The organism is Pantoea sp. X-Soil-TKNS-1207 (genome assembly GCF_059730485.1).
Map to the genome: position 1 here is coordinate 484,907 of NZ_AP035958.1, position 26,988 is coordinate 511,894.

A 26,988-nucleotide genomic window follows, 5' to 3' on the forward strand; every position below is an offset into this window, starting at 1 on the left:
CGGATTTGTAGCGGCGCGATTTATCGCGCAATGGCGATCAGCGATAAATATCATCGATAATTTCCACGTTCTTATTGCGCAGCGTCTCGTCCAGCCAACCGCGCTCCAGCGAGCCGGTTTTCGCCAGCTCGAAGTTGCGTTCATCCACCTGCAAATAAGCCAGCGCATCTTCGAGGATGCGCGCCGCATCCTGGCGCGGGATCACAATCACGCCGTCGGCGTCGCCGAGGATGATATCGCCCGGCGCGACGTGGATTTTGCCGCAGGCGATGGGCACGTTGATCTCACCAGGGCCATCTTTGAACGGACCGCCCGGCGTGACGCCTGCGGCGTAGATCGGGAAATCCATGCGCGATAAGCCATCGATATCACGCACCGGGCCATCCAGCACAATCCCTTCCATGCCGCGCTGTCTGGCGTAGGTTGCCATGACTTCTCCCATCAGCGACTGGCTGCGATCGCCTTCATTCGACAGGACGATAACGTCGTTGCGACTGGCGATATCCAGCGCTTTATGCAGCATCAGGTTATCGCCAGAGCGCGCCTTCACCGTGACCGCCAGGCCGCACATAATCGGTTTTTTCGGCGCAGTTTTCAGGCTGATCTCCGCTGACAAAGCGGGCAGGCGGCTCATGCAATCCGCCACCACCGCCGCCGGCAGCGTGCGGAAGGCTTCCAGCAACGGTTCTGCATCGGCCGGGCGGCGTAAATAAATGCGGTTTCCTGCGGTCATGTTATCTCCTTTCAGGGTTTGCCTGAGTTAATAGGGGTAAGAGCCTGGGCGTCGCGTTCTTCGCGGGTGAACGCGCCGGAAAGTGGGGTGCCATCAACGGTGTCGTAGTGGCGCAGAGCCTGCGGTTTCAGCCAGCGCTGCACGCGGGACGGCATATCAAAACCAATCAGCAGCATCACCACGAAGGTCAGGCCGAACGACAGGCCGCCAAGGGCGCTGCCGAGTGAGGCGTGCTGGGCGATCAACGCACCCAGCACCGGCGCAAGCGCCCCGCCGAGCGAGCCGATGTTGTAGATAAAGCTGAGGTTGGCCGCGCGTTGTTCGGTATCGAAATAGCCGCTGATCATCTTCGCCAGCAGCCCGCCAACACCCTGGCTGAACAGCTGTTGCATAAAGATCAGCAGACACAGCAGCCAGACGCTGGAGCCGTTAAGCATAAACACCGGGATGATGAGCAACTGAGCGACCAGCAGGCTCAGCACATAGGTTTTGCGTGTGCCGATGCGGTCCGCAGCGATGCCCGCCACGCAGCAGCCGAGGCCCATGCCGAAGCGGCTGAACGAGAACACCAGCGCCACCACTTCCGGCGAATAGTGCAGATCGGTTTTCAGGTAGGTGGGCAGCAGCGCGTGGATCGGCCAGCCGTAGAGAAACACGCAGACGATGGTGACGGTGAGCATCAGGCTGGTGGGCCAGCGGTCGCCGCCGCTCTGCACCAGAAAACGGATAAAGATCGCCGCCGTGATCACCGCCAGCACCCCAATCACCAGCCCGGAGGTTTGATGATCAAAGCAGAAATAGAGCGCGACGGCCGCCAGCAAACCCAGCAGCAGGTTCACCGCGTTACGCGCGCGATTTGGCCCACGAAACAGCGTATCGATCATGGTTTCCGTCGGTTTATCGGCTTTGGCGGCTTTCGCTTTGGCCGCCGCCCACTCTTCGGCTTCCGGGATGGCGCGACGCAGCCACAGGGCATAAATCACCGGGATAATGCCGAGGTAAAACAGCGAGCGCCAACCCCACAGCGGCACAATCCAGCTGTAGGCGAGAACCGATAAAATTGCCCCGGCGGAAAAACCCGAATTGAGGAAGGCGCTGGCTTTATTGCGCATATCCTTTGGCCAGGTTTCGATGGCATACGCCGAGCTGGTGCCATATTCACCGGCCATGCCGATGCCGACTAATACGCGGGCGATAAACATCCAGGTATAATTAGGCGCAATACCACAGGCGAAAGTGCCACCGGCAAATAAAATAATGCTGGTGATCATCGCGCTTTTTCGACCATATTTATCGCCCATTGCGCCGAGTGCTAATCCGCCAAACCAACGTAAAATAAATGCCGCCGAAATTAATGCCGCCGCTTCTGCGGTAGTGACATTAAATTCCGCCATTATTTCTGTCAGCACTAAGGTAATAATGACGAAATCAAAACCGTCCAGCAGATACCCCATCCATGCGGCCCAGAACGCTTTCCATTGCTGACGATTCAGTCGTTTATACCAGGGTAACAGCACAGATTCTTCAGGCATGACTGGCTCCTGATGGTTTTAATAGGGTAAGAGAAAGAGGGGCGTGCAGGCACGTCCGGTTTATATTACTTATTTTTGTATTGGTCAGATCCTACCGGATAAATAGCGTGTTACGGATGTTGTGTTACGTCTAACGGTGGGACGATCACGAAATAAAATCCAGTTGTGATTTAACTCAATGATATTTAACTTTATTGGATTTTATTATGGGGGGATAAATTTATTGTATGGTGCTCTGGTATCATTAGGGAAAAGAAACAGAGCTGGGTCACATTTTTTCAGGGTGCAGAATGAAGATAACGAAAATACTTAATAATAATGTGGCCATCGTGCTGGGCGAGCAGGGCCAGGAACAGGTGGTGATGGGACGCGGGCTGGCGTTTAACAAACACGTAGGCGATCAACTGGATAACCAATTGATCGAGAAAGTGTTTGCGCTGCAAAACCATGCCCTGACCCGTCGGCTGAGCGAGTTGCTGTCGGAGATCCCGATCGAGGTGATCACCACCACCGAATTGATCATCGCGCGAGCTAAACAGCAGCTGGGATCGTCGCTGCACGAAAGCCTGTCGATCGCGCTGTGCGATCACTGCAATTTTGCCCTCGAACGACACCGGCAAAACCTGCCGATCCGCAACGTGTTGATCTGGGAGATCAAAACCCTTTATCCCAACGAATACGCCCTTGGGCTGGAAGCGCTGACCCTGATTGAGAAGCGCCTGGGTGTGCGGCTGCCGGAAGATGAAGCGGGTTTTATCGCCATGCATCTGGTTAACGCGCAGCTCGATAGCGATATGTCAGATGTCGCGCATATCACGCGTTTTATGCAGGATATTTTGCAGATCGTGAAGTATCGCCTGCAACTCGATTACCGCGTCGAAAGCCTGAGCTACAACCGTTTCGTTAACCACCTGAAATTCTTTGCGCAGCGAATGCTGGGTAAACGTGGCGTATGCAGTGAGGATGAATCGTTGCACGATGTGGTGCGCGACAAGTACCCGGAGTCTTACCAGTGCACCCGCAAAGTCGATCAGCACATTCAGCAGAAATACCAGTATGCGCTGTCAAATGAGGAGCGGATGTTTCTCACCATCCATATCGAGCGGGTACGCAAAGAGACGCTGGCGTTGCAAATCCAGGATGATGAAGCCTGAGCGTCCAATGATGTGGTGCGAATAAATTCGCATCCTACAAAAGGCATCTGGTCGGCATACATGCCGACCAGACAACGCACAGATTTATTTCAGGGCGGCGCCGTGGCTGCCAATCACTTCCTGATACCAGAAGAAACTTTTCTTGCGTGAACGCGTCAGCGTACCGTTACCGTTGTCATCACGATCGACGTAGATAAAGCCATAACGCTTGGAGAACTCCGCTTTTGAGGCGCTGACCAGATCGATCGGTCCCCAGCAGGTGTAACCCATCACCTCCACGCCATCTTCAATCGCTTCACGCACCTGCACCAGATGGTCGTTGAGATACTGGATGCGGTAGTCGTCGTTGATGCTGCCATCGGCTTGCTGAGTATCTTTCGCGCCGAGGCCGTTTTCCACGATAAACAGCGGCTTCTGATAGCGGTCATACAGCAGGTTCATCAGGATACGCAGCCCTTCCGGGTCGATCTGCCAGCCCCAGTCAGAACTGGGGAGATGCGGGTTCGGCACCATCGACAGAATATTGCCGCGCGCTTTCTGATTCTCTTCTTCATTGGTGGTGACGCAGCCGGTCATGTAGTAGCTGAAGGAGATGTAATCGATAGTATTTTGCAGATCGCGTTTGTCCGCATCGGTGATAGCAATCTGGATCTGACGATCGGCAAAGAAGCGTTTCATATAAGCCGGATAGTAGCCGCGCACCTGGACATCGCCGAAGAACAGCCACTCACGGTTTTGTTGCAGGGTCTCCATCACATCCGCCGGACGGCAGCTGAGCGGGTAGAGCAGCGCGCCGAGCAGCATGTTGCCGATTTTGCCGTCGGCGACGATCTCATGGCAGGCCTTCACCGCACGGCCGCTGGCGACCAGCTGATGATGGATGGCCTGATAAATCGCCTGCTGATCGCTCTCCTCAGGCAAGCCAACGCCGGTAAAAGGCGCGTGCAGCGACATATTGATTTCATTGAAGGTCAGCCACAGTTTCACCTTGTGCTGGAAGCGGGTGAACACCGCGCGGGCGTAGCGTTCAAAGCAGTCGATGGTGGTGCGGCTGCCCCAGCCGCCGTACTTTTTAATCAGCCCATAGGGCATTTCATAGTGCGACAGCGTCACCAGCGGCTGGATATTGTATTTCGCCATCTCATCAAACAGACGATCGTAAAAGGCCAGACCCTCTTCGTTCGGCTCGGCTTCATCCCCCTGCGGGAAAATACGCGTCCAGGCAATTGAGGTGCGCAGTACGGTAAAACCCATCTCGGCGAACAGTTTGATGTCCTCCGGGAAGCGATGATAGAAATCGATGGCGGTGTCTTTGATACCGAAATCACCGGCGTGGCGCTCAACGCGATCGCCAAAAATCCCCTTCGGTTGCAGGTCGGAGGTGGACAAACCTTTCCCCCCGGTCTGATATGCGCCTTCTACCTGGTTAGCGGCAACGGCGCCGCCCCATAAAAATCCATCCGGGAAACGTGGGTTCATTCTTGTAGCTCCTCAGTTATTTCACCGCGCTCAGTAACGGCGCACAGGCTGTTACCGCAGACGGCTGAAGGGATAAAACATCAATAAATTCATCGCTGTTGCTGACCACCACCGGCGTGGTGAGATCGTATCCGGCGGCCTGAATGGCGCTAAGATCGAACTCCAGCAGCAGATCGCCCACTTTCACCACATCATCGACGGCGACGTGGGGGGTGAAAAACTTACCGTCGAGTTTGACGGTATCGAGACCGACGTGGATCAGCACTTCCGCGCCATCCGCGGCCGTCAGTCCGATGGCGTGGCCGGTGCGGAAAAACGACGACACCACGCCATCAACCGGTGAAACCACGCGGCCATTATCCGGCACTATCGCCACCCCTTTGCCCAGCAGGCCGCTGGCGAAGGTCTCATCGTTGATCGTTTCCAGCGCCAGGACCTTGCCCGAGATCGGGCTAAACACCGTTTGTTTCCGCACCAGCGACGGGGCAGGGGCTGGCGCTGTTTCTGCCACCGGGGCCGCCACGGCGGGCAGGCCGAACAGATAGGTGGCGATCGCCGCAAACAGCAACGCGACGGCAGCGCCAGCAAATGAGGCGTAGACGCTGGCATCAATGCCGCTGGCGGGCACCACCTGGATAAAGGTGAAGATGCTGGGGAAACCAAACGAGTAAATGGTGGTGTGCCAGAAACCGAGGATTGCCGCCCCGAGCGCGCCGCCGATGCAGCCGAAAATAAACGGACGACGATACGGCAGGGTGATGCCGTACACCGCCGGTTCGGTAATGCCAAAGATGCTGGCGCTAAAGGCGGAACCGGCCATCGCCTGCAATTTCGCCTCGCGGGTACGCAGCATCACGCCGAGGGTGGCGCCGGCCTGCCCGAGCACCGCAGGCATCAGCAGCGGCAGCAGGGTGTCATGGCCAAAGTTGGCGAGGTTGTTCAGCATGATCGGCACCAGTCCCCAGTGCAGACCGAAGATCACGCAAATCTGCCAGATCGCGCCCATTACCGCACCGGCGACAGTGGGGCTGAGGCTGTAGATCCACAGATAACCTTCCGCCAGCATTCGGCTCAGCCAGGTGGCCGCCGGGCCGATGGCGAGGAAGGTGAGGGGCACGGTAATGATCAGGCACAGCAGCGGCGTGGTGAAGTTACGCACCGCGCCGGGGAAACGTGGATGCACCACGCGCTCGATCAGGCTGGCGACCCATGAGGCAAAAATAATCGGGATCACCGAGGCGCTGTAATTCAGGATCTCCAGCGGAATGCCGAGGAAACTGAAGCGCTGGCCCTGCTGCTGCTGTTCAAACGCCGTCAGCATCAGCGGATGCACCAGTGCGGCGGCGATTGCCATGCCGACAAACGGATTGCCGCCGAATTTCTTGCTGGCGCTGTAGCCGAGCAGAATTGGCAGGAAGTAGAACAGGCCATCGCTGGCGACAAACAGCAGCTTGTAGCTGCCGCTTTCCTGCTGCATCACGCCCAGCACCAGCGCTAATGCCAGCAGGCCTTTGATGATGCCGGAAGCGATCATCACGCCGATAAACGGGGTGAAAATGCCGGAGACCAGATCGATAAAGCGTGCAAACAGCGTCTGCTTTTGCCCCTCGTCGCTGCTGTCGTTGCTGCTCTCCAGCGCGTGGCGGCTCACCAGTTGCTGGTAGACCTCGCCGACATGGTTGCCAATCACCACCTGGTACTGACCACCGCTCTCCACCACCATAATGATGCCGGGATGGTTCTTCAGCTCAGCGGTTTGCGCCTTGCCCGGTTGTTTTAGTTTGAAGCGCAGACGCGTGGCGCAATGCATCACGCTGATAATGTTGGCCTTGCCGCCAACCCCGGCGACAATTTCGTCGGCCAGTTCCTGATATTGCATACCACTCTCCCGCTTTTTCGGCTGTTGTTGTCGGGTTTTCCCGGATTGGAGGCAAAAAAAAACCTAAATCGCACCGCGCTCGGGGGTCCGAATGCGGTGCGATTTAGGTTTTGCCTGCGATGCAGTAACAATCCAAATCGCCGCCATCTTCAGCAATGGACGACGAACTGGCAAGAGGGGGGATGACGGAAGTGTGAGCAGGTTCAAATTAGCAACGGGTTTTCGGCCAGGCCGACAACAATGCCGACCCTGCGTATGCGCACCCGGTCACTCAGCGATTTTGGTTCTGCCCCGCCAGCGCTTCCTCGTTCTGCATCAACGCGAAAAACGACTCCAGCTCGCGCAGCATCATCGAGGCGGCAATCGACAGCTGGCGCTGCGGCGCGACGCACAGCGACAGGGTAAACGGTTTCAGCATCCCATCAATCAGCGGGATAAATTTCAGCTCGCCGCGCCGGTACTCATCGACAATATCCAGCCAGCACATCAGGCTGATGCCGACGTTGTCGCGCACCAGCGAACGCAGCATATGAATATTATTGGTGCGGCCCACCTCATTCAGCGCAATGCCGGAGCTGTTGACCAGCGCCTCCAGCGGTTCCGCCAGCATCAGCGGCGCGGCGGGTACGATAAACGGCCAGGATTCACAATGGCTGAAGCGAATGCTTTCCAGCTGCGCCAGCGGATGCTGGCTGCTGACCACAATACCCAGCCGTAAATCCGCGAAGGATTTCACCAGCAGCTCGCGCGAACTCTGCGGGTTCAGCATGATGCCAAAATCCGCGTCACCGGCGGTCAGCGCGTTGGCGATATGGATGTTGCTCATGGTGGTCAGCGTGAAGGAGATGCCGGGATACTCTTCGCGGATGCGTTGCAGAATCGCCGAGAAAAAGCCGCGGTTGATGGCGTCGATGGTGGCGATATGGACGTGGCCGTGGCGCAGACCACGCAGATCGTCCAGCTGGGTACAGACGCGACCAAACTCGCGCTGCCAGTTCTTCGCCGCGTTCAGCAGGATTTCACCCGCCGCCGTCATACGTAATCCTGATGGATGACGCTCAAACAGCGGCATGTCCAGTTGCTGCTCGACGCGCAAAATCTGCCGATCAATCGACGATGCCGAAACGTGCAGCGTCTCAGAAGCCTTACGCAGTGAACCCTGGCGGGCCACCTCGGTGAAATAGATCAAAAACCGGGAGAAGGCGAACATATTGGGTGCTCTCTTTTTTGCAACGCTTCGTGCGAATTAAACAGATGGACGCTTACACACCGGCAAAATAATAATCGCAATCACGATAAAAACAAGACTACGCGCGGCCTCCCGGCTGATGACGTATCTGTCGTATGCAGGTTGATTATGAAGCAGGCAGAGAATCTGGCTGTCACCGTCATCGCAAAGCAGTTCAACGGTGCAGGCAATGTATTACTGACGCTGGCCAGTGCCAGTGAGCATCCACTACCGGCGTTTACCCCCGGTGCCCATATTGATGTGATCATTCCCGACTGCGGCAAGCGGCAGTATTCGCTGTGCGCGGCCGCCGGGGAGACGCACTACCAGATTTGCGTCCGTCTCGATCAGCTCTCGAGCGGCGGTTCACGCTGGCTGCACCAGCAGGTGCAGGCGGGCGATGTGCTCCACATCTCCGCACCGCGTAACCACTTTCCCCTGCCACTTGCCCCGCGCACGCTGCTGTTTGCCGCCGGTATCGGTCTGACGCCGCTGCTGGTAATGGCTGAAGCCCTGGCGGCGCGCGGCGCAGCGTTTCGGCTCCATCTCTTCCTTAAACGCCATGATGAGCTGGCGTTTAGCGCCCGTCTTGCTGCCCTTGGTGATGGCGTGGTGCTGCATTACAGCAGCGAAGGCGATGGCCTGCGCCAGCGCGTGCCGCAGGATTTACAGCAGCCGCATAACAGCGTGCTGGTGAGCTGTGGACCGGCCGGATTTATGGATCATCTGCACCAGCTGGCGCTTCAGCACGGCTGGCGGGCCGATCAACTGCATAGCGAACTTTTTAAGCCTGTTTCGTTAGCGCAATCGGTTGCTGGCGGCACGTTCGAGGTCGAAATCGCCTCCAGCGGGGCGCGCTATACCATCGCCGCCGACGAAAGCATTGCTGACGTGCTGGAACGCGAAGGGATTGCCATCGAACTCTCCTGCGAGCAGGGGATGTGCGGAGCCTGCATCACTGGCGTGCTGAGCGGGGAGCCGGACCATTGCGACGAAGTGCTGAGCCAGAGAGAACGCGCCGCTAACGATTGCATCGTGCTGTGTTGTTCGCGCGCCCGCTCGCCGCTGCTGGTACTCGACTTATGAGCGCGTATCAGGGCGTGACAGGCGCGCGTTTACCTCGCTGGCTGCTGCCGGAGGGCTGGCCGATGCACGAAGGCCAGCCGACGCTGGCAACCTTACATTTCACCGAAGATGGCACCCGTATCGACGCGGATAGCGACACCCATGGCTATCTGGCGCTGAACGGCGCGCTGGTGCTGCCCGCGCTGATTGAACCCCATGCGCATCTGGATAAAACCTTCACCGTGCAGCGCAGTCCGGCGCAGCAGCCAGGCCTGCTGGCGGCGATTGCCGCCATGCATCAGGACCGCGCCCGCTGGAGCGCTGACGATCTGCGTTGCCGGGCCAGCCAGGCGCTGAACTGGGCGGCGGAAGCCGGTGTCGGTCTGCTGCGCACCCATATCGACTGGTTTTCTGCCGAGGCGCCGCTGGCGTGGCAGATCGTCGGGGAATTGCAGCATCCGTTATGCGCTATCGAACGCGTGGCGCTGGCACCGCTCAGCTTCTTTGCCGACGCCGCTCAGGCGGAACATATCGCCGCTCAGGTGGCCGCCAGCGGCGCCTTGCTCGGAGGGTTTATTCACAGCAGCAACTGGGATGCCACGGCGTTTACCCATCTGTTGCAGGCGGCGGAACGCTGGCAGCTGGACATTGACCTGCACATCGACGAGGAACTCAGCGATGCCGCGCAGGGGCTGCGCTGGCTGGCGCGCTATTTGCAACAGCATTCGTTTAGCGGGCGCATTACCTGTAGCCATGGCTGCGCGCTGGCGCAGCAGGCCGGGGGTGAAGCGATTCTTGATGAACTGGCCCGGCATCGTGTGACGCTGATTGCGCTGCCGCTGACCAACCTGCTGTTACAGGATGCCGAGCCAGGCCGTACGCCGCGTCAGCGCGGCCTGACGCTGATTAAAGAGGCGCGGGCGCGCGGCATTCCGCTGCTGCTGGGGGCGGATAACGTGCAGGACGCGTTTTGCCCGCTGGGCAGTTACGACCCGCTCGACACGCTGTTTAGCGGCCTGCTGAGCGCGCAACTTGGCGCGGCCTTTGATGACGCGTCGCAGCTGATTTGCCAGCGGGCGGCGCTGCATGACGGTGCAACCGGGCTGAGCAACGATTGGGTCATTTTCCCTGATGCCGATGCGGCCAGCTGGCCGTTGCGCCAGCGCAGTCGCTACCGGCTGAAACAGGGTATCCGTTATTTGGGAGAACCTTGCGATGGTGCTTGATGAAGGCGCGGGTAAACCGCTGGCGAAGTATGCCGCGTGGCGACGCGCGGGCGATTTTATCTTTCTCTCCGGCATTATCCCGGTGAACCCGCAAACCGCGATGATCGTGCGGGGCTACGACGATATTCCGGCTGCGGCGCAACAGCTGCTGGGGCGCACCGGCGAGTTTTCCACCGATATCAAAGAGGGGCCAATTCTGGCGCAAAGCTGGTACGTGCTGGAGAGCATCCGCACCACCATCGAGAGCGCGGGCGGCCAGATGAGCGACGTTATCAAGCTGGTGCAGTACTTCCGCAATCTCGACCACTTTCCCCACTACAGCCGGGTGCGCAAGCTGTTTTACCCCGATGCGCCGCCGGTCTCGACCGTGGTGCAGGTGAGCGAAATGCTGCCCAGCGCGGACGTCTTAATTGAAGTTGAAGCGACGGCGTGGTTGCCGCAATAACACGAGGATGCGAGATGTTACATGGTTATATTCCGGCAAACCGCTTTTTGCCGTACCTGAGCTGGACCGATATCGCCACGCTGGACGACAAAGCCAACACGGTGATTGTGCTGCCAACCGGCGCGATTGAACAACATGGCCCGCATCTGCCGTGTGCGGTGGACAGCGTGATCTCCTCCGGTGTGGTCGGTCATGCGCTGGCGCGCTTACCGGCGGAGATCCCGGCGTACGCCATTCCGCCGATCACCTATGGCAAATCCGACGAGCATCTGCATTTTCCCGGCACCCTGACGCTGACCGGTGAGACGCTGCTGCACACCATTCTGGAGATTGGCGAATCGCTGTATCGCGCCGGTTTCCGCAAGTTCCTGATGGTGAATGGCCACGGTGGTCAGCCGCAGCCGTTGCAGATGGCGATGCGTGAGCTGCGCCTGCGCCACGGCGACATGATCATCATCATGCAGGACACCTTCAAAGTGCCGAACTGCGCCGAAAGTTTTATGGACGAGAAAGAGCGGCAGATGGCGATGCACGCCGGTCATGCCGAGACGGCGCTGATGCTGGCGCTGGCGCCCGATACGGTGCAGATGGATAAAGCGGTCGCCAACTATCCGCCCGCTTTCCCCTGTCCGACCCTCTCCAGCACCCGCCCGATGGCGGCCTGGGCTTCCTATGACTTTGGCCCAAGCGGCGTGATTGGCGATCCGTTGCCGTCCACCCCGGAACAGGGTGCCGCGATCCTCGACTCCCTCGCCAGCAGCTGGGCGCAGGTGATCACCGAAGTGCACCAGATGGCATGGGTGACGCGCGCTGAACCGGCGTGGGGCAAAGGGCAGTGGCAGGGCAAAATGTTGGACCACAACGACGCAGCATCACTATTACAACCGCGCTAATCGGGGATCGGCTATGAAAAAAACATTGAGCATTGTTGCCGCACTTGCCGTGGCACTGTCGGCCCCAGGGATGGCAGCCGAGCAATTCACCTTTATGACCAACTGGTATGCGCAGGCCGAGCATGGCGGTTTCTACCAGGCGCAGGCGCAGAATCTTTATCGCGATGCCGGTCTGGACGTCACCATCAAAATGGGCGGGCCGCAGGTGCATACCATGCAGCTGATGGCGGCGGGCCAGGCTGACTGCATCATCAGCGACAATATGCAGGCGCTGGAGTCCTGGCAGCAGGGCGTGGAAGCGGTGCCGGTGGCCACCACCTTCCAGCATTCGGCGATTGTGTTTATCACCCACCCGGACGTGAAAAGTCAGGCTGATTTGCAGGGCAAAACCTTCCTGCTGGCCGCCGAGGCGTACACCTCCTACTGGCCGTGGGCGCAGAGCGCGCTCAACCTGAAAGGGGCGCATGTGCGTCCGTATACCTTCAGCGTGCAGCCGTTCCTCGCCGACAAAAGCCTGGTACAGCAGGGCTACGTCACCTCAGAACCCTTTGCGGTGCAGAAGGCGGGTGCGCAGGCCAATGTCTATCCGATCAGCGACTGGGGCTACCCGCCGTACGGCAACAGCATCGTGTGCATGAAATCGACCATCGAGAAACGTCCGCAGGCGGTGGCGGCCTTTGTTAAAGCCTCCATGCAGGGCTGGAAAAATTATCTGGAGAATCCGGCTCCCGGCAACGTGCTGATTAAGAAAGAAAACCCGCAGATGACCGACGATCAGATCGCCTTCAGCATCGCGCAGATGAAGAAGTACCAGATGCTGACCGGCGGCGATGCGCAGACCGGCGGTATCGGCATCATGACCGAACCGCGCCTGAAGCAAACCTGGCAGCTGCTGGTGGACAACAAGCTGATCGACCCGGCTAAAGTGCCGTTTGACGGCAGCTACACCCTGAAATTCATTCAAGACGTGAAGGTTATGCCATGAATGCCGCCAGCCGACTGACCCTGATGAGCAAGGATGCGCAGCCGGTGTCGCTTCATGCGGCGCCGCCAGCGATTGAGGTGCTCTCTGCCGAGAAAATTTATCCGAACGGTACGCGCGCGCTGCTGCCAGTGGACCTGACGATTCGCCAGGGCGAATTCGTCTCGCTGCTCGGTCCGTCAGGCTGCGGCAAGAGTACCCTGCTGAAAATGATCGCCGGGCTGATTGAGCCGAGCGACGGCAAACTGATGCTGTTTCGTCGCGATCGACGGGAAAAACAGCGCGATTTGCCGCTATCGTTCGTGTTCCAGGAGGCCACGCTGATGCCGTGGAGCAGCGTGCATAAGAACGTGCGTCTGCCGCTGGATTTGGCCGGGGTGCCCCGTGCCGAAGCCGATACCCGCGTACGGGAAATTCTTGAGCTGGTCGGCCTCGGCCAGTTTGGCCATGTGCTGCCGCGCGAGCTTTCTGGCGGGATGCAGATGCGCGTATCGATTGCGCGCGGTCTGGTGACGCGACCGAAAGTGTTGCTGATGGACGAACCCTTCGGCGCGCTGGATGAAATCACCCGTAACAAGCTGGATAGCGATCTGCTGCAACTGTGGCAGGAGCAGAAGTTGACGGTGGTGTTTGTGACGCACTCGATTCAGGAAGCGGTATTCCTGTCGCAGCGTGTGATCATGATGGCCGCGCGTCCTGGCCGCGTGGTGGACGACATCAGCATTGATGCGACCTTCCCGCGTGATGATGAGTTCCGCGTCAGCCAGCAGTTCACCCACTATGCGCAGCAGTTGCAGCGCGGCCTGTTCGCCGCCAGCCAGGAGAGCAAATCATGAAAACGCCTTTAGCCGCGCAGCGTAAATTTCAGCAGTGGCTGTTTCCGGCGCTGGTCGCCATCGCGCTGTTGTTATTGTGGCAGTTTCTGGTCACGTCGCTGAAAATCCCGGCCTTTCTGGTGCCGTCACCGCTGGTGGTGGCGCAAAGCCTGGTGCAGAACTTCCCGTCGCTGTTTATGTCGCTGCTTTATACCCTGAAGATCACCGTGATCTCCTTTGTGGTGGCGATTGTGATTGGCTCGATTGTGGCGTTTTTGCTGGTGCAGAACCGTTTTATTGAGACTGCGCTGTTCCCCTATATCGTGTTTTTACAGGTGACGCCGATTGTGGCGATTGCGCCGCTGATCATCATCTGGGTGAAGGACACCACCATGTCGCTGGTGGTATGCGCCACGCTGATGGCGGTGTTCCCCATCATCTCCAATACCACTCAGGGCCTGCGCAGCGTATCGCCAGGGTTGCTGAGCTATTTCAAACTTAATCATGCGTCGCGCTTGCAGATTTTGTTGCGCCTGCGCATTCCTTCGGCGCTGCCGTACTTTTTCGGCGCGCTGCGTATCTCCAGCGGCTTGTCGCTGATTGGCGCGGTGGTGGCGGAGTTTGTCGCAGGCACCGGCGGCACCGATACCGGACTGGCGTACCAGATTTTACAGGCCGGTTATCAGCTGAATATCCCGCTGATGTTCGCCGCGCTGTTGCTGATTTCCCTCGCCGGATTCCTGCTGTTTGCTTTGATGTCATGGCTGACGCGCCGCGTGCTGGCCGCGTGGCATGAGAGCGAACTCAGCCCGAGCTGATCCCTTTACTACAGGAAATGAAGATGTCTGATTCCGATCGTCAGTCTGCACTGGCGGCGCTGGTTGCGGCGTTGCCTGAACTCGACTGGATTAAAGAAGCGCCGAAGGTAAAACGTCTGTCGCGTGATTTTCACTGGTTCAGCCCGGTGCTGAAACCGCAGCTGGAAGAGAAGTTTGCTGAGCTGGCGGTGCACCCGCGTGATGAACAGGAGCTGGCCGCCGTGGTGGCCGCCTGCGCCGTCCGACGCATCCCGCTGAATCTGCGCGGTGGCGGCACCGGTAACTATGGTCAGCTGATCCCGCTCCAGGGTGGGGTGATGGTGGATATGACCCGGCTGAACGCCGTGGTGGCGATGGGGCAGGGCACGGTGCGCGCCCAGGCGGGGATTCGCCTCGGCGATCTGGAAGCGTATACCCGCCCGCTCGGCTGGGAGCTGCGCTGTATGCCATCGACCTGGAAGCTGGCGACGCTCGGGGGGTTGTATGGTGGCGGTTTTGGCGGCGTAGGTTCAATCAACTATGGCCCGCTGGCGGCACCCGGCAACGTCTTGTCGGTGAAGCTGATGACCATGGAAGAGACGCCGCGCATCCTGAGTTTAGCGGCGCCCGAGGCGCTGCTGCTGCATCATGCCTATGGCAGCAACGGCATCGTGCTGGAGATTGAGCTGGCGCTGGCGCCGCGTCATGACTGGATCGAACGCCTCGATCTTTTCGCGGATTTCCCGGCGGCGATGGCGTTTGCCGATGCGCTGGCAAAATCGCCGGGGCTGGTAAAGCGTCAGGTGGCGGTGATGGCTGCGCCGGTGCTGGATTACTTCACCGATCTGGCCGACGCCGGGGTGGCGGGGCAGCATGGCGTGATCGCCGTGGTTGGCGCGGAGAGCGACGGGCTGATGCCATCACTGCTGGCGCAGCACGGCGGTCGCAGCGCGCTGCATTTTGCCGAGGGCGAGAATCCCGGCCATTCGCTGATTGAATATTGCTGGAACCACACCACGTTGCAGGCGCTGAAAGTGGATAAAACCCTGACCTATCTGCAAACCGCCTATGCGCCGGAGAGTTATCACCAGCAGGCGCTGGCGATGGAAGCGCAGCTGTCGGATGAGGTGATGTCGCATATCGAGTTTCTGCGCGATATGAATGGCACCTTAACCTGTAGCGGGCTGCCGTTAGTGCGATTCAGCAATGAAGAACGCCTGAATAATATCATGAAAATATATCGTGATAACGGCGTGAAAATTAATAATCCGCACGTAATTCATATTGAAGATGGTAAACAGGGGATGGTGCGCGCCGATGTTGTGGCTATGAAACGCGCCTGCGATCCGTATAATTTACTTAATCCCGGCAAATTACGCGGCTGGGATGTTCGTGATACGTTGCCGGATGTGAAAATAACCGGCGTAAATAATTAACCGATAATAAAACTATTTAAGGCAAAGCCGATGGCTGGGCGGTTCATTTATCGCTCAGTTGGCCGCGCTTTGCTCTTTTAAGACGAGTGACAAGGCTTGGGAATATGCAATTAAAAACACTGAGTGGTGCGTGTCTGGCTGCGCTGTTTTTCCCTCTGGCTCCGGCAGCACTGGCTGCAACACAGAGCAATATCAGCGATTGTCAGTATGATGCGAGTGGCGTTAATAGTTTCACCGATATTTTTACCTGCGGCACCGTAAGCGGCAGTTTGCGTACGCTCTATTATTCGACGCATAACGCCTATTTCGCCAAAGGCTTTAATCAGGACACCATCAGCTACGGTGGCACCCTTAAATATGAAACCGCGCCGGTTTATGGTTTCCGCGCCGGGGTGAGTGGTATTTTTTTGCGCGGTATTAATCACCCGGATGAAGCACACACCATCAGCGATATTGGCGAAAATCAAACCAATATCGGTGAGGCTTATTTAAGCTGGCAGCAGGATGATTTTAAAATCACGGCCGGTAATCAACGAATTAATATTCCCTTTGTCGGTGATTATGACTGGCGTATTACGCCAATTCTGTTCCGCGGCGTAGATGCTAATTACGGCGACAGCACCAATTATCTTCACGCCACTAAAGTCTGGCGTTACAAGCCGTGGGGGGACGATCAGTTCCTCAGTACCACCGCCTATACCGATATTGATGAGCGCACCAATGGTATGTGGGCATTGGGTGGCGGTCGTGGCACGCAGTGGGATAACAGGCAGCTGACCGGGCAGCTGTGGTATGAAGAGTATGCCGATTATTCACGTCTGGTGTATGGCGAAAGCCATCTGCAATGGCAGGACGTCTCGTTCCGGCCAGATGTCGGGGTGCAGTTTATTCGCGGCACCAGCGCAGGCAAAGCACTCGCCGGTGAGGTCAACAGCACCTCCTGGGGCGCGCAGCTGGCGTTAACCTTCACTCCGGCGCTGAACTGGAAGCTGGGCTACGACCATATCGCCGCCAGCGGCAACAGCTGGAATAACGGTTCGCTGGTGGTGCCTTATGCGCACAATACCTCATCCGGTCCCTATTTTGCCCAGCCGTTCTTTACCAGTACCCAGGATCTGGGCAGCGGCAATGCCTATATGACTAACCTGAACTACGTCCTGAACGAAAATCTGTCGCTGGGGACGCAGTACTCCTTTATGGATCTCAAACCGTCACCGTCTTCCGCCAGCATCAATCAGTCGGAATATCTGGTGTATTTCACCTGGAGTTTCAGCGGCGTGCTGAAAGGGCTGAGCCTGACCGATTTTGCCGGGGTACAGACGTCACCGCTGTATGATTCTCACTTCTGGCAGAACCGTTTAAGTCTGGAATACGATTTCTAACTAACACAGGGGAGGCATTCAGGCCTCCCCTGTTGCGGTGGGTATTGCAGGGTGTGCGGATTATTGTCTGATTAAACGTGTCACATTGGGTTGTTGTTCGAAGTTGCTGCGGAAAGGATTAATATCCAATCCACCCCGGCGCGTATAGCGGGCGAAAACGCTTAACTTCTTCGGGGCGCAGTAGCGGTTTATATCACTAAAAATGCGTTCGACGCATTGCTCATGAAATTCATTGTGCATTCTGAAAGAAATGATGTAGCGCAGGAGTTTTTCTCGATCTATTTTATTCCCTTCATACTTAATCACTACGCTGCCCCAGTCTGGCTGATTGGTCACCAGACAATTCGATTTTAATAAGTGGGATGAGAGCGTTTCGGCAACATATTCCGCGCTGGTGGCGTTGATAAGATATTCAGGATTGAAATTGTAGTTCTCAATACGAATATCCAGATGATCAATACACTCACCCGGTAAGGTGCTGATGCCTTGCAGATAGCGATCGGGTTCCGGGTAGATATTAACATCTACCACGCCATTAGCAGCCAGTGACAAATCTTTTCCCAGTGTGGCAATAACGTCAGCCGTAGAATCAAATTTTGTCTGATTAAAGCTGTTAAGGTAGAGCTTAAATGATTTGGATTCGATCAGATTGCTGCTGGTTGCTGGTATAACAAATTCCGCAATCGCAACCACCGGTTTCCCTTTGTGGTTTAGCCACGAAAGTTCGAATCCCGTCCATAAATCAAAACCCGAAAATGGCAGGTTATCAGACTCGATATCGATTGTGCGGCGGTTTTTCGATCGCGGCAATGCCTCAAGCAGTTCCGGGGAATAATGCTGAATGTAGCCGGTTACGCGGCCTAAAAAGGTAACTTCATCATTGATTGTCATAAACATTCCTTTGTGGTTTCTGTGTTGACGTAACGCCTGAATAATTCACGCGTTAAGTAGATGGGGCCGACGCCGAGGATAGCGTAAGCTAACTTTATAATGAATTGAGATAGGATCATGGTTTTTATAATTTCGATGCTCAGAACATGATAAAAAGCCAAAAAACAAAATATAATGCTATCAATTGCAGATGCGATAACCGTACTGGTTATCACGCGGACAAAGAGATATCTGGAGTTTGTCAATTCCTTTATTTTACATAACAAATAGGAATTAATGTTTTCCGAGACAATATATGAAACCGAAGAGGCAAAAAATACGGAGGTGATACTGTTAACAAAGGTGGTGTAGGATGCACCTAAGCCCCATTCGGACAGTGCGGGAACTATGCTGGTGAACCATAGTCCACTAACAAATATCATATTTGCTAAAAAAGAGAAGAGTATCGTCCTTCTGGCCATTTTTAAGCCATAGAATTCGTTCAGCATATCAACCAGAATAAACGATACTGGATAGAAAAATATCGCAGCAGGTATGATGAGGTTTAATGCAGAAAGATGAATGGGTTTGACGCCACCAACGGTACAAAGGATATAGATAACTGAAAGCGTAAGGCTAATGATAAAGTAGGCATACCATGAGCGTTCATGCCTGTCGCCCAATTCATAGGACGTTTTGGTATCCGTTTCACAATATAACCGACGATAAAGTGCTTTGAGTTCATCCCGATTTAGATCATCAGTTATTATGCTGCTTTCCAGTTCCGGCAGCCCAATGCTGATATATTTTCCTGTTGCGATAACCATAACATTGGCAGTAATAGTATCCGAACGATCAAAACCGATTAATTTAAATTTTTTATTGTGGCTCATGAATATTTATCCTTAAATATTTATGGTATTTTACACGATTCGGTCTTCAATGACCGCACCAAGTAATAATTCACCTGATACAGGAGCGTAACTGACTAACTCGTCGGCACGTCTGGAATAAAATCCTTTTTCATCTGAGTAGAATAAAGCGAGTTGTTTTTGGTCAGGCAGGGTTTTCCGTTTGATAATCAGCATATCGCCGGGGAAGAATATATTGCTGATATTCTTCTCAACGCGTAACGCCATCATATTTGACACATCGCCAAAATACCATGTCAGCGGATAACGTGTGGCAAGATCGCCAATCCTGCATTCCATACCCGATATAAAATCAGATTGCGGGATAATGGGGATGGCCGCCGGGTTTTTGTCACCTTCTGGCGATAATGTCCTTTCAATTAATTCAATCTGTTCCAGATTGCTATTTTCGATAACGTCGCAAGAGACACCAAAAAAATCGGCGATGCGCGTTATGGTGGATTGCTGGACATTGCCAACTTTGCCTTCAAGGATTTTATACAAGGTTGCACGAGTCACGCCAGTGCGACTGGCGAAAGACGCCTTACTCTCACCACGACTTTTGATTAAATACTCGATGTTGTTAATTATATTCTCTTTTCTTTTTAGTCCAGAGGTTTTCATAGAAGAACGTCCTTGTATTGACTATCCACTTGAATGACATAAACAAACTTAATAAATTACCTGAATCATTAGATTCGAAGATAACATAAAAATAATTTTATGGCATGGTTTTGTGTAAGGGTATTCTTTTAAAAATTATATACTACAATCAATGGATTAAAATACAATCTAGTATAAGTTGTCATTAAAATGATCATTTTGCATACGTTTTTGTTGACTTGGTTTTAGGGTGTGGATAACGTATTCGCTTAAAAACATGCTGATTTTGAGTAGTTAACCTAATCATAGGTTATTCATCAAAGCGGGGTCTTCAGCTTAATTTTCACGGAGAAACACGAATGGAATCGAATCAATCCTTATCCGACTGGCACAGAGAAGATATTCTGGCGGAAATACGGAAAAAGAAGAAATCACTGGCCTCAGTTTCGCGAGAGAACGGCCTTTCATCCGGGACATTGAACAATGTCCTTAACCGCCCATGGCCGCGTGGCGAGCGTATTATTGCTGATATTATTGGGGTGGCACCCGAGAAAATCTGGCCAAGCCGTTATCAAAAAAGGAAATATAAGCCCCGGAAGGAAATATAAATCCGCCACGCGGAAAGGCGGCGCAATAAATATTAATAGCGCGCGCGTCCACTGACGCCGTAAGAAAGCATCAGACCGCCCGCTGCCGATCCGGCGGCGGCGTCGGAATGACACAAATCCTGCAAAAAATGCCCGGCCCACCAGTGGCAGTCCTGATGGTAAATCCCCTTCATCAGCCGGGCATGGCGATTCTGACGTTCGCTGAGCGGGATGCGCAGCGCGGTATGAATGGCGTCGGCAATGTCGTCGGGATCGTAGGGATTGACGATCAACGCCCCATCCATATGTTCCGATGCGCCTGAAAACTGCGACAGGATCAGCACACCGGGATTGGTCGGATCCTGCATGGCCACGTACATCTTCGCCATCAGGCTCATGCCCGCCATCAACGGCGTGACCAGCGCAACACGCGAAGCACGGTAAATTCCCGCCTGTTCCTCACGGCTGTAGGATTTTGTCAGGTAACTGATGGCGCGCCAGTCGGCACTGTTTATGGCGTTACTCAGGCTTTCGGCAGGGTTCTGCCCGGCGGTTTGCGGCGCGTAACCGGCCGCCGGAGAGGCCAGCTGCAACAACATAATGTTGCCCGCGTAGCCCGGATGTCGGCGCATCAGCACCTCCAGCGCGCTGATGCGCCAGGGCAGCCCGGCGCTGTCATCGAGATGTCCGCCGCTCAGAATGGTGTTTTCCGGCAGCGTGTGGCGGCATTGTTGTTCCATGTAGCGGCAGCTGTTGCTCTCTTGCAGGCAGTGCGCATCTTCGAGGTCGATCCCAACCGGATAAACACCCATGCTGATGATGCGTCCGTGGACACGGCAACGGCTGGCGCTCAGACGCTCGCTGCGAAATGCGCTGTGGAGCCACAGCTGGAAATTGTTCATATCCTGCACGGTCTGGAAACCAATCAGGTCACAGCAGCACAGTGATTCCGCCAGCCACTGCCAGTCCGGGATCGCGCAGAACCCCTGGCCCGCCGGAAAGGGTTGATGAAAGAAAAAACCGATACGGTTGGTCAGGCCTGCGTCGCGCAGCAGCTTCACGCTCGGAATGAGGTGATAATCCTGAATCCAGATAACGTCATCAGGCATTGCATATTCGCAGATGGCGCTGGCATAGGCCTGGCTGATGTTCCGATACTGGCTCAGGCTCTCCTGACTAAAACGCGCCAGGTCAGGGCGTTGATGAAACACCGGCCACAGCCCCTGATGCACATAGTTGTGCAACCCCTGTTCGATTTCATCGTGAGTCAGCGGGAAGCTGAGGGTGTCAAATCTGTGGCCGTTGCGGAAGGTCAGAACGCGCGCCGTTTGCGCGGCAGCCTCCCCGGCGGTGCCGTCCCAGCTAACCCATAATCCACCACGCCGCGACAGAATGCTGTCGTACAGCGCGGATAAGGTCGCCGGGCGCGACAGATTGTGCGAAACCAGAATTAAACCTGACATAGCCTTTTCCGCCAGTGAGATCGTTTCCTTAGATTTAAGCGGTCCGCATATAAAAAAGGCGTAAAAAAAACCATGACGGGTATAAAAATCAGGAAAAAATGCGGTCTTCAGTCTCTGCCACGACGGCAGAGGGCAACAGCTATAATATCCTCATCTGACCTGTGGTACGTGCCGCAGCGCGCAGGTGATTTGCTGTCCGTGATAACCCTCTGAAAGGATGCATCTCTTATGGCTTCAACAAAACAGTCTCTCCCTGCGGGCATGGTGGCAGCGGCGGGCATCGTGTTTGGTGATATCGGCACCAGCCCGTTGTATACGTTGAGAGAGTGCCTTTCAATTTTGCCCGACGGTGGCACCACAAAAGCGGCCGTGATGGGTTTTCTCTCGCTGATCTTCTGGGCGCTGACGCTGATCGTCACCGTGAAATACGTCTGTTTTGTTATGCGAGCCGATCATGATGGCGAAGGCGGGATCCTGACGCTGATGTCGCTGGCGCGGCAGCATATCAGTGGCCGCGCCGGGCATTTTATTGTGCTGGCCGGACTGATCGGCAGCGCGTTTTTTTATGGCGACGGCGTGATTACCCCTGCCATTTCCGTGATGTCGGCAATTGAAGGGATTGAGGTGGTGGCGCCAGCGCTGGAACGCGTGATTGTTCCGCTGTCCGTAATTATCCTCACGCTGCTGTTTGTCATCCAAAAACATGGTACCGAGCGGGTCAGCAAGGTGTTTGGTCCGGTGATGCTGATCTGGTTTCTGAGCCTTGCGGCACTCGGGCTGCGCGGAATTATGATGAACCCCAGCGTGCTGCACGCGTTGAGTCCGCTGTTTGCGCTGGAATTTCTCGATGGTCATAAGGCGCTCTCCTTCGCGGCTCTGGGCATGGTGGTGCTGGCTGTGACCGGCGCAGAAGCGTTGTATGCGGATATGGGGCACCTGGGAAAAGCGCCGATCCGGCTGGCGTGGTTGATCATCGCCATGCCTTCGCTGGTGCTGAACTACTTTGGGCAAGGTGCGCTGGTGCTGGCAAATCCTGATGCGGTGCGCAATCCCTTTTACCTGCTGGCGCCAGGCTGGGCGCAGATCCCGCTTATCGTGCTGGCCACAATGGCGACGGTTATCGCTGCGCAGGCGGTGATTTCTGGCGTGTATACCCTGGCGCATCAGGCCATACGTCAGGGATTCCTGCCGCCCGTGCGTATCGTCTACACCTCTTCGACGGAGTCCGGGCAGATTTATATTCCGGTCGTTAACTGGCTGCTGTTTGTCGCGGTGACGGTGATCATCATCTCCTTCCGACAATCTTCTGCGCTGTCGTCGGCGTACGGCATCGTGGTAACGGGGACGATGGTGATTACCGCGTGCCTCGCGAGCGTGGTGGCATGTAAAAACTGGCGATGGCCGCTGCCGCTGGCGCTGGTTTTCCTCGTCTGTATGCTGACCATCGATATCCCGTTATTTAGCGCCAACCTGCTTAAGCTGTTGTCCGGCGGTTGGGTGCCGGTGTTGCTGGCGCTGACGATGCTGGTGCTGATGTGGATCTGGAGCAGCGAGCGCTCCCTGCTGATTCGCCGTCTGGCTGACGATCCCGTGGGGCTGAAAGCGATGATTAGCTCACTGGAAGCCTCTCCGCCTAAGCGGGTGGAAGGCACCGCCATTTTCCTGTCGCGCAAAGAGTATGAAATTCCGCAGGCGCTGCTGCATAACCTCAAACATAACCGCGTGCTGCACGCCCGCACGGTATTGCTGCATATCCGTACGGTGGATACGCCGCGGGTGCACAACCAGAAGCGCCTGCGTATGCAGCAGCTTTCGCCCTCGTTCTGGCAGGTCACGGCGGCGTATGGCTGGCATGAGGTGCCCTCGATGCAGGACATTTTGCATCTTTGCGGGCTGGAGGGATTTGGTTGTACCCTCAGTGAAGCCTCGTTTTTTACCTCGCACGATACGCTGGTGATGAAGAGACGCAGAGGGCTGGCGCGGGCGAAAGGGGCGATCTTTCACTTCTTTCAGCGCAATGCTTTGCGTGCGCATGAGCAGTTTATGATCCCGCCAAATCGCGTGATTGAGCTGGGGGGACAGAGGGAATTTTAAGGGTGGATGGGGCAACCCAATGCCCCTCGTCACCGGGGCTTTGGCCCCGCCGCCATGGCCAAAAAATTATCTATACGGTTATTAAATCCACAGCAGATAGCGATTTTGTCGCCACTAAACCAAGGTATAGTTATCATCCTTTTGGTTAGCGAGTGGTAATGGTATGGCGATAGCACACTTTTTACATCTGCGGGAAATGCTGCAAATACTTTTTGTTATTATGTGTGTGATTTTAAAGCATTTTGCTAACCGCAGTTTGTATTCAAAAATCGTTCTGGCTTGTATTATTTATGTGTCTCAGGCGCTGATGGTGATTTTCTTTAACCAGCCCTGATTGCCCGACAGGATGGTCATCCTGTAACCTGGCTGACCATCCCGCGGCGCATTACTGCCAGCCTCTTGCCTCCTGCAACTCCTGAAAAAGCGTCCCCATGTCGACGCGTTCCAGCCAGCGGCCTGGATTAGCTAAAAATGCACCCGCAACGGCATTGCGTAAGTCATCGTCAGTTAACCCGGTTATGCCTTGCTGCCTTAATATCTGGTTAATGCTCTGGTAAAAGCAGTTTCCATCAGACCGGATAGTATCGGGGCTTGCGGCGGGATCCATCGGAATAAAATGCGCCGCGCCGTCACCGCGGGCGGATGAGGCGGGCAGGTTTCTGTTACGCGACAGAAGAAGGTTGATATAGCGCTCGTTCTCCTCGGGTTCGGGAGCTAAGCGTATGATTCGCGTATCATTGCCATCTTCCCGCCGCTCGGTAATGGTAATTACGGTTCTTGCCGGGAGTATTCCGGAAGCCAGCAGCATGACAGGTGCATCATCTGACAGCTGATTGTTGAAACGTCCCGGCTGGTGCAGCATGAGACGACTCATATCGTCGATTTCCCGTTCTGATGGAACCCACACCGAGACCTCTCCAGCTGCCTCTGGCTCCAGCAGCATACTGAAATCAATGGGCGTCCCGGGTCGGGAGGAGACAGGCGTGTTTATCTCGCTGAAATTTATCGGGGAAAACGCGTCTGAGGAGCTGGGGATTGGCACCCATCCGCTATATTCAGCGTCGGGCGACGGCGTCCGATTGTGTCGATCTGGCGCCGGGGAAGCGGCCGGGCGACGTCGCTTGCTGGCAGTGGGTGTCGGTATAACGAAATTCTGTGCGTCTCTGACCGGAGCCTCTTTGGGAACCCCCATTTTGCGCAGTTCCCGCATATCCTCTTTCGCCAGGTAGCTGAGGTCGCTGTATAAAATACCCGGAAAACACCTTTGCAGACGCAGGGCAAAATCCTTCGAACTCTCCTTATCCTCACGCTCAGTGGTCTTCTCAGCCAGCTCTCCCACCTCTGACAGCGTCTGATATTCCCAGCGATAACGCAGCTGCCGTTCACTCACCCCTGACAGAATTCTGATATCCCGGTAAGACGGTTTGGGGCGCACCTTAAGCAGGCGGAGGGCGTAATTCTCGTCGGACTCCCCGCCATTGCGGGGCATACTGATCTCTAATTTCTCACCATCAGGCGACAGTATCAGGAACGCGGGTAAATCACGCAGCGTCTGTTTACTTAAGCCGGTCAGCGTTTTTATCTTCTCCTGAGGTAATGCGGAGAAGGTTTGACGCAGAAAAACGGCGAACTCCTCTGGCGACTTATCTCCCTGCAAAGTTCGCAGGTAATTCATCGCGACATCATTCTTTCCGGGGTGCCTTAAATTCACCATCTCCTGAATGGCGTTGACATTGTCGTTGCATGGGGTGGAATGCTATGTGTTCAGCGGCCGGGGCTTGCGACGTGGGCCTGATTTCGCTTGCTTACTGTCAATGATCGATCTGAGTTCCCCGGTTCTGCGCAGGGTCGAAGGGTATACCAGGGTGATGGAGCTGAGTTCTCTGATCGTCAGGTGTTTATATTTCTTATGCAGACGTATGGCCCAGTCTACGCCTTCCTCGCCTATTTCTTTCCCTCGGGGGGTTTCCAGGCGTGCCGCCTCAGCGTCTTTTGTCAGCGGTATCAGTGCCGGTACCTGATGCAGCGCCTGGAGGCTTGCTCCTGAGGCAGCGCTGAGTTCATGGAAATTCAGGTGGGGATGAGCCGCTTTCAGGCGCACCGCGAAAACCGTATTGCGCTCATTATCGCGTCGAGGCGTGATCGCCAGAGCCGCCTCAACGACGTCCGAATGCTCTTTGAACTCGGACCTGCCGCGCATATTCGATTCGGTCATCCCCGCGATATAGCAAAGATCGGCGTAGGGCAGTCGGAATTGCGTCCAGATACGGATGGCCCACGCCAGCGGGAGTTCTCCTTCATCCCTCGGCAATCTGGCTATGGCTTCCTCACCCAGCGGCGACAGCGTTTTAAATTCAGGTCGCTGCCACAGGTCGTTTTCGTCCATTTCTGAGACGGCGCTCAGCTCACTGATGGTCAGCGTGGGAAACAGGATATGCATGATGCGAGCGTACTCCAGCGGGGTTTCATCTGCTCCTTTGCGACGTTGGTTCATGGCTTTCGCCGCCGCTATGGTTAGCATTTTGGTCATTCCCAGCTTGCGCAGCTGCCGGATATCCAGCTGAGTTATAACGGCAAGATCATCCTCGCTCAGGTCGGAATTCGCGGTAATGACGCGTCGGGCAAAAGCGGCGCCCGATTCATCCTTTCCCTGTGGCTCGAGGCTTTTGCTCACTGCCTCTCCCTTTGGGGACAGGATTTTATACTCCGGCCGGTAGCGCAGGTCCTGTTCAGAGACGCCAGAGCAGGCACTGATATCCTGCAGGCGCAGCCCAGGGTTTTGCATCATACGCAGCACAAATTCTGGCCGGGATTCCGCCTTCTGAGGAGCAGTGGCACTGCCGGCGCTCTCTGCGGAATTTGCTGACTCAGACGATTGCTGTTTCAGACGGCCTTTTTTTGCCGGCTGCGGCAGGTTGGTATCGTTATTTCCCTGACGTTTTGCCATGTACACCAGCAACGCCTGCTGCGGGAAAGTCGCCGGATAATCACCCTTGCCCAGTTCTGCCAGTTCCAGGCTGAGCTGGGTGAGGTTAAGGGCATTGGCCGCAGGAAAGGTCGTGTCTTTTCTGGCAACGAAGCGTTTTACCTGGTTATCACTCTTCAGGGCGGGTGGCGGAGCGAAAGATATCTGATGATGAGAGGCCAGTGACCCCAGGCGCGGCGGAGATGGCAAAACAGGCGGAGGGGCATAATGTGGCGCAGCAGGGGGAATTCGCGGGTGCAGAGTCGCGATGCTGTTGCTGAAGGCTGGGGCAGATGGCGCCACCGCCGCTGGCTTCAGCGATGATGGTAGATGCATGGCTGGGATAATATTGCTGATGTGCAGACGAGGCGCGCTAGTGACAGACTGGGGTCGCGGCGTCGTCAGTGGTCTGGCATAGGGTGCAATGTGGTTGTCAGACATAAAAATTC

At 55.7% G+C, this 26,988-nt stretch carries 23 protein-coding genes; 12 read left to right on the forward strand and 11 right to left on the reverse strand.

Annotation, left to right across the window (positions count from 1 at the left end; genetic code table 11):
* Window positions 1-37: 37 nt before the first annotated feature.
* Together AC6I8V_RS02130 and AC6I8V_RS02135 are read right to left on the reverse strand one after the other, a co-directional pair.
* Window positions 38-733, reverse strand: coding sequence for an RraA family protein (locus AC6I8V_RS02130; protein ID WP_497844302.1), 696 nt, complete (start codon window positions 731-733; stop codon window positions 38-40).
* Between the two features lie 11 nt (window positions 734-744).
* A complete protein-coding gene (locus AC6I8V_RS02135; protein ID WP_497844303.1) occupies window positions 745-2,265 on the reverse strand; it encodes a sialate:H+ symport family MFS transporter in 1,521 nt (506 codons plus the stop codon).
* 290 nt (window positions 2,266-2,555) lie between these two features.
* On the opposite strand from AC6I8V_RS02135, the gene licT reads away from it, so the two are divergent.
* The gene (gene licT, locus AC6I8V_RS02140; RefSeq protein ID WP_497844304.1) at window positions 2,556-3,419 is read left to right on the forward strand and encodes a BglG family transcription antiterminator LicT; all 864 of its coding nucleotides are present in this window, start codon (window positions 2,556-2,558) and stop codon (window positions 3,417-3,419) included.
* A gap of 84 nt (window positions 3,420-3,503) precedes the next feature.
* On the opposite strand, the gene AC6I8V_RS02145 is transcribed toward licT, so the two are convergent.
* From AC6I8V_RS02145 to AC6I8V_RS02155, 3 genes are all read right to left on the reverse strand, one after another.
* Window positions 3,504-4,898: a glycoside hydrolase family 1 protein gene (locus tag AC6I8V_RS02145; RefSeq protein WP_497844305.1), complete on the reverse strand. Its 1,395-nt coding sequence runs from the start codon at window positions 4,896-4,898 to the stop codon at window positions 3,504-3,506.
* 16 nt (window positions 4,899-4,914) lie between these two features.
* A complete protein-coding gene (bglF, locus tag AC6I8V_RS02150) occupies window positions 4,915-6,777 on the reverse strand; it encodes a PTS beta-glucoside transporter subunit IIABC (RefSeq protein ID WP_497844306.1) in 1,863 nt (620 codons plus the stop codon).
* Between the two features lie 271 nt (window positions 6,778-7,048).
* Window positions 7,049-7,987, reverse strand: a complete 939-nt coding sequence (locus AC6I8V_RS02155; RefSeq protein ID WP_497844307.1) for a LysR family transcriptional regulator — start codon at window positions 7,985-7,987, stop codon at window positions 7,049-7,051.
* A gap of 147 nt (window positions 7,988-8,134) precedes the next feature.
* Here AC6I8V_RS02155 and AC6I8V_RS02160 point away from each other — a divergent pair, with 147 nt between their 5' ends.
* The 9 genes from AC6I8V_RS02160 to AC6I8V_RS02200 all read left to right on the forward strand — a co-directional run bounded on the left by AC6I8V_RS02160 (window position 8,135) and on the right by AC6I8V_RS02200 (window position 17,046).
* Window positions 8,135-9,091 (forward strand): PDR/VanB family oxidoreductase, encoded by a 957-nt coding sequence (locus AC6I8V_RS02160; protein WP_497844308.1) that lies wholly within the window; start codon window positions 8,135-8,137, stop codon window positions 9,089-9,091.
* Complete coding sequence (locus tag AC6I8V_RS02165; RefSeq protein WP_497844309.1) at window positions 9,088-10,296, forward strand: amidohydrolase family protein; 1,209 nt, start codon at window positions 9,088-9,090, stop codon at window positions 10,294-10,296. Before AC6I8V_RS02160 ends, AC6I8V_RS02165 begins: the two co-directional genes overlap by 4 nt.
* Window positions 10,286-10,741 carry a RidA family protein gene (locus AC6I8V_RS02170; RefSeq protein ID WP_497844310.1) on the forward strand — a complete coding sequence of 152 codons (456 nt, stop codon included), beginning with the start codon at window positions 10,286-10,288 and terminating at the stop codon, window positions 10,739-10,741. Before AC6I8V_RS02165 ends, AC6I8V_RS02170 begins: the two co-directional genes overlap by 11 nt.
* A 14-nt stretch (window positions 10,742-10,755) precedes the next feature.
* Window positions 10,756-11,634, forward strand: coding sequence for a creatininase family protein (locus tag AC6I8V_RS02175; RefSeq protein ID WP_497844311.1), 879 nt, complete (start codon window positions 10,756-10,758; stop codon window positions 11,632-11,634).
* Between the two features lie 13 nt (window positions 11,635-11,647).
* Window positions 11,648-12,619 (forward strand): ABC transporter substrate-binding protein, encoded by a 972-nt coding sequence (locus AC6I8V_RS02180; protein ID WP_497844312.1) that lies wholly within the window; start codon window positions 11,648-11,650, stop codon window positions 12,617-12,619.
* The gene (locus AC6I8V_RS02185; RefSeq protein ID WP_497844313.1) at window positions 12,616-13,452 is read left to right on the forward strand and encodes an ABC transporter ATP-binding protein; all 837 of its coding nucleotides are present in this window, start codon (window positions 12,616-12,618) and stop codon (window positions 13,450-13,452) included. The genes AC6I8V_RS02180 and AC6I8V_RS02185 overlap by 4 nt, the downstream gene beginning before the upstream one ends.
* Complete coding sequence (locus AC6I8V_RS02190) at window positions 13,449-14,249, forward strand: ABC transporter permease (RefSeq protein ID WP_497844315.1); 801 nt, start codon at window positions 13,449-13,451, stop codon at window positions 14,247-14,249. Before AC6I8V_RS02185 ends, AC6I8V_RS02190 begins: the two co-directional genes overlap by 4 nt.
* 23 nt (window positions 14,250-14,272) lie before the next feature.
* On the forward strand, window positions 14,273-15,664 hold the full coding sequence (locus AC6I8V_RS02195; protein ID WP_497844316.1) for an FAD-binding oxidoreductase: 1,392 nt from the start codon (window positions 14,273-14,275) through the stop codon (window positions 15,662-15,664).
* Window positions 15,665-15,768: 104 nt separating this feature from the next.
* Window positions 15,769-17,046 (forward strand): TonB-dependent receptor, encoded by a 1,278-nt coding sequence (locus tag AC6I8V_RS02200; protein WP_497844317.1) that lies wholly within the window; start codon window positions 15,769-15,771, stop codon window positions 17,044-17,046.
* Between the two features lie 60 nt (window positions 17,047-17,106).
* Here AC6I8V_RS02200 and queF read toward each other — a convergent pair whose 3' ends face one another.
* From queF to AC6I8V_RS02215, 3 genes are read right to left on the reverse strand one after another with little or no spacing between them, the layout of a single operon-like run.
* A complete protein-coding gene (gene queF, locus AC6I8V_RS02205) occupies window positions 17,107-17,943 on the reverse strand; it encodes an NADPH-dependent 7-cyano-7-deazaguanine reductase QueF (protein ID WP_497844318.1) in 837 nt (278 codons plus the stop codon).
* Window positions 17,934-18,809 (reverse strand): queuosine precursor transporter, encoded by an 876-nt coding sequence (locus AC6I8V_RS02210; RefSeq protein ID WP_497844319.1) that lies wholly within the window; start codon window positions 18,807-18,809, stop codon window positions 17,934-17,936. Before AC6I8V_RS02210 ends, queF begins: the two co-directional genes overlap by 10 nt.
* A 30-nt stretch (window positions 18,810-18,839) precedes the next feature.
* Complete coding sequence (locus tag AC6I8V_RS02215; RefSeq protein ID WP_497844320.1) at window positions 18,840-19,451, reverse strand: helix-turn-helix domain-containing protein; 612 nt, start codon at window positions 19,449-19,451, stop codon at window positions 18,840-18,842.
* Between the two features lie 338 nt (window positions 19,452-19,789).
* On the opposite strand from AC6I8V_RS02215, the gene AC6I8V_RS02220 reads away from it, so the two are divergent.
* Complete coding sequence (locus tag AC6I8V_RS02220; protein ID WP_497844321.1) at window positions 19,790-20,038, forward strand: helix-turn-helix domain-containing protein; 249 nt, start codon at window positions 19,790-19,792, stop codon at window positions 20,036-20,038.
* 32 nt (window positions 20,039-20,070) lie between these two features.
* Here the strand turns inward: AC6I8V_RS02220 and AC6I8V_RS02225 are convergent, their stop codons facing one another.
* Complete coding sequence (locus tag AC6I8V_RS02225) at window positions 20,071-21,480, reverse strand: alpha,alpha-trehalose-phosphate synthase (UDP-forming) (protein WP_497844322.1); 1,410 nt, start codon at window positions 21,478-21,480, stop codon at window positions 20,071-20,073.
* Window positions 21,481-21,708: 228 nt separating this feature from the next.
* Here AC6I8V_RS02225 and kup point away from each other — a divergent pair, with 228 nt between their 5' ends.
* Complete coding sequence (gene kup, locus AC6I8V_RS02230; RefSeq protein WP_497844323.1) at window positions 21,709-23,574, forward strand: low affinity potassium transporter Kup; 1,866 nt, start codon at window positions 21,709-21,711, stop codon at window positions 23,572-23,574.
* 385 nt (window positions 23,575-23,959) lie between these two features.
* On the opposite strand, the gene AC6I8V_RS02235 is transcribed toward kup, so the two are convergent.
* On the reverse strand, window positions 23,960-25,249 hold the full coding sequence (locus tag AC6I8V_RS02235; RefSeq protein WP_497844324.1) for a hypothetical protein: 1,290 nt from the start codon (window positions 25,247-25,249) through the stop codon (window positions 23,960-23,962).
* An 81-nt stretch (window positions 25,250-25,330) separates the two neighbouring features.
* A complete protein-coding gene (locus AC6I8V_RS02240; RefSeq protein ID WP_497844325.1) occupies window positions 25,331-26,980 on the reverse strand; it encodes a hypothetical protein in 1,650 nt (549 codons plus the stop codon).
* Window positions 26,981-26,988 lie beyond the last annotated feature (8 nt).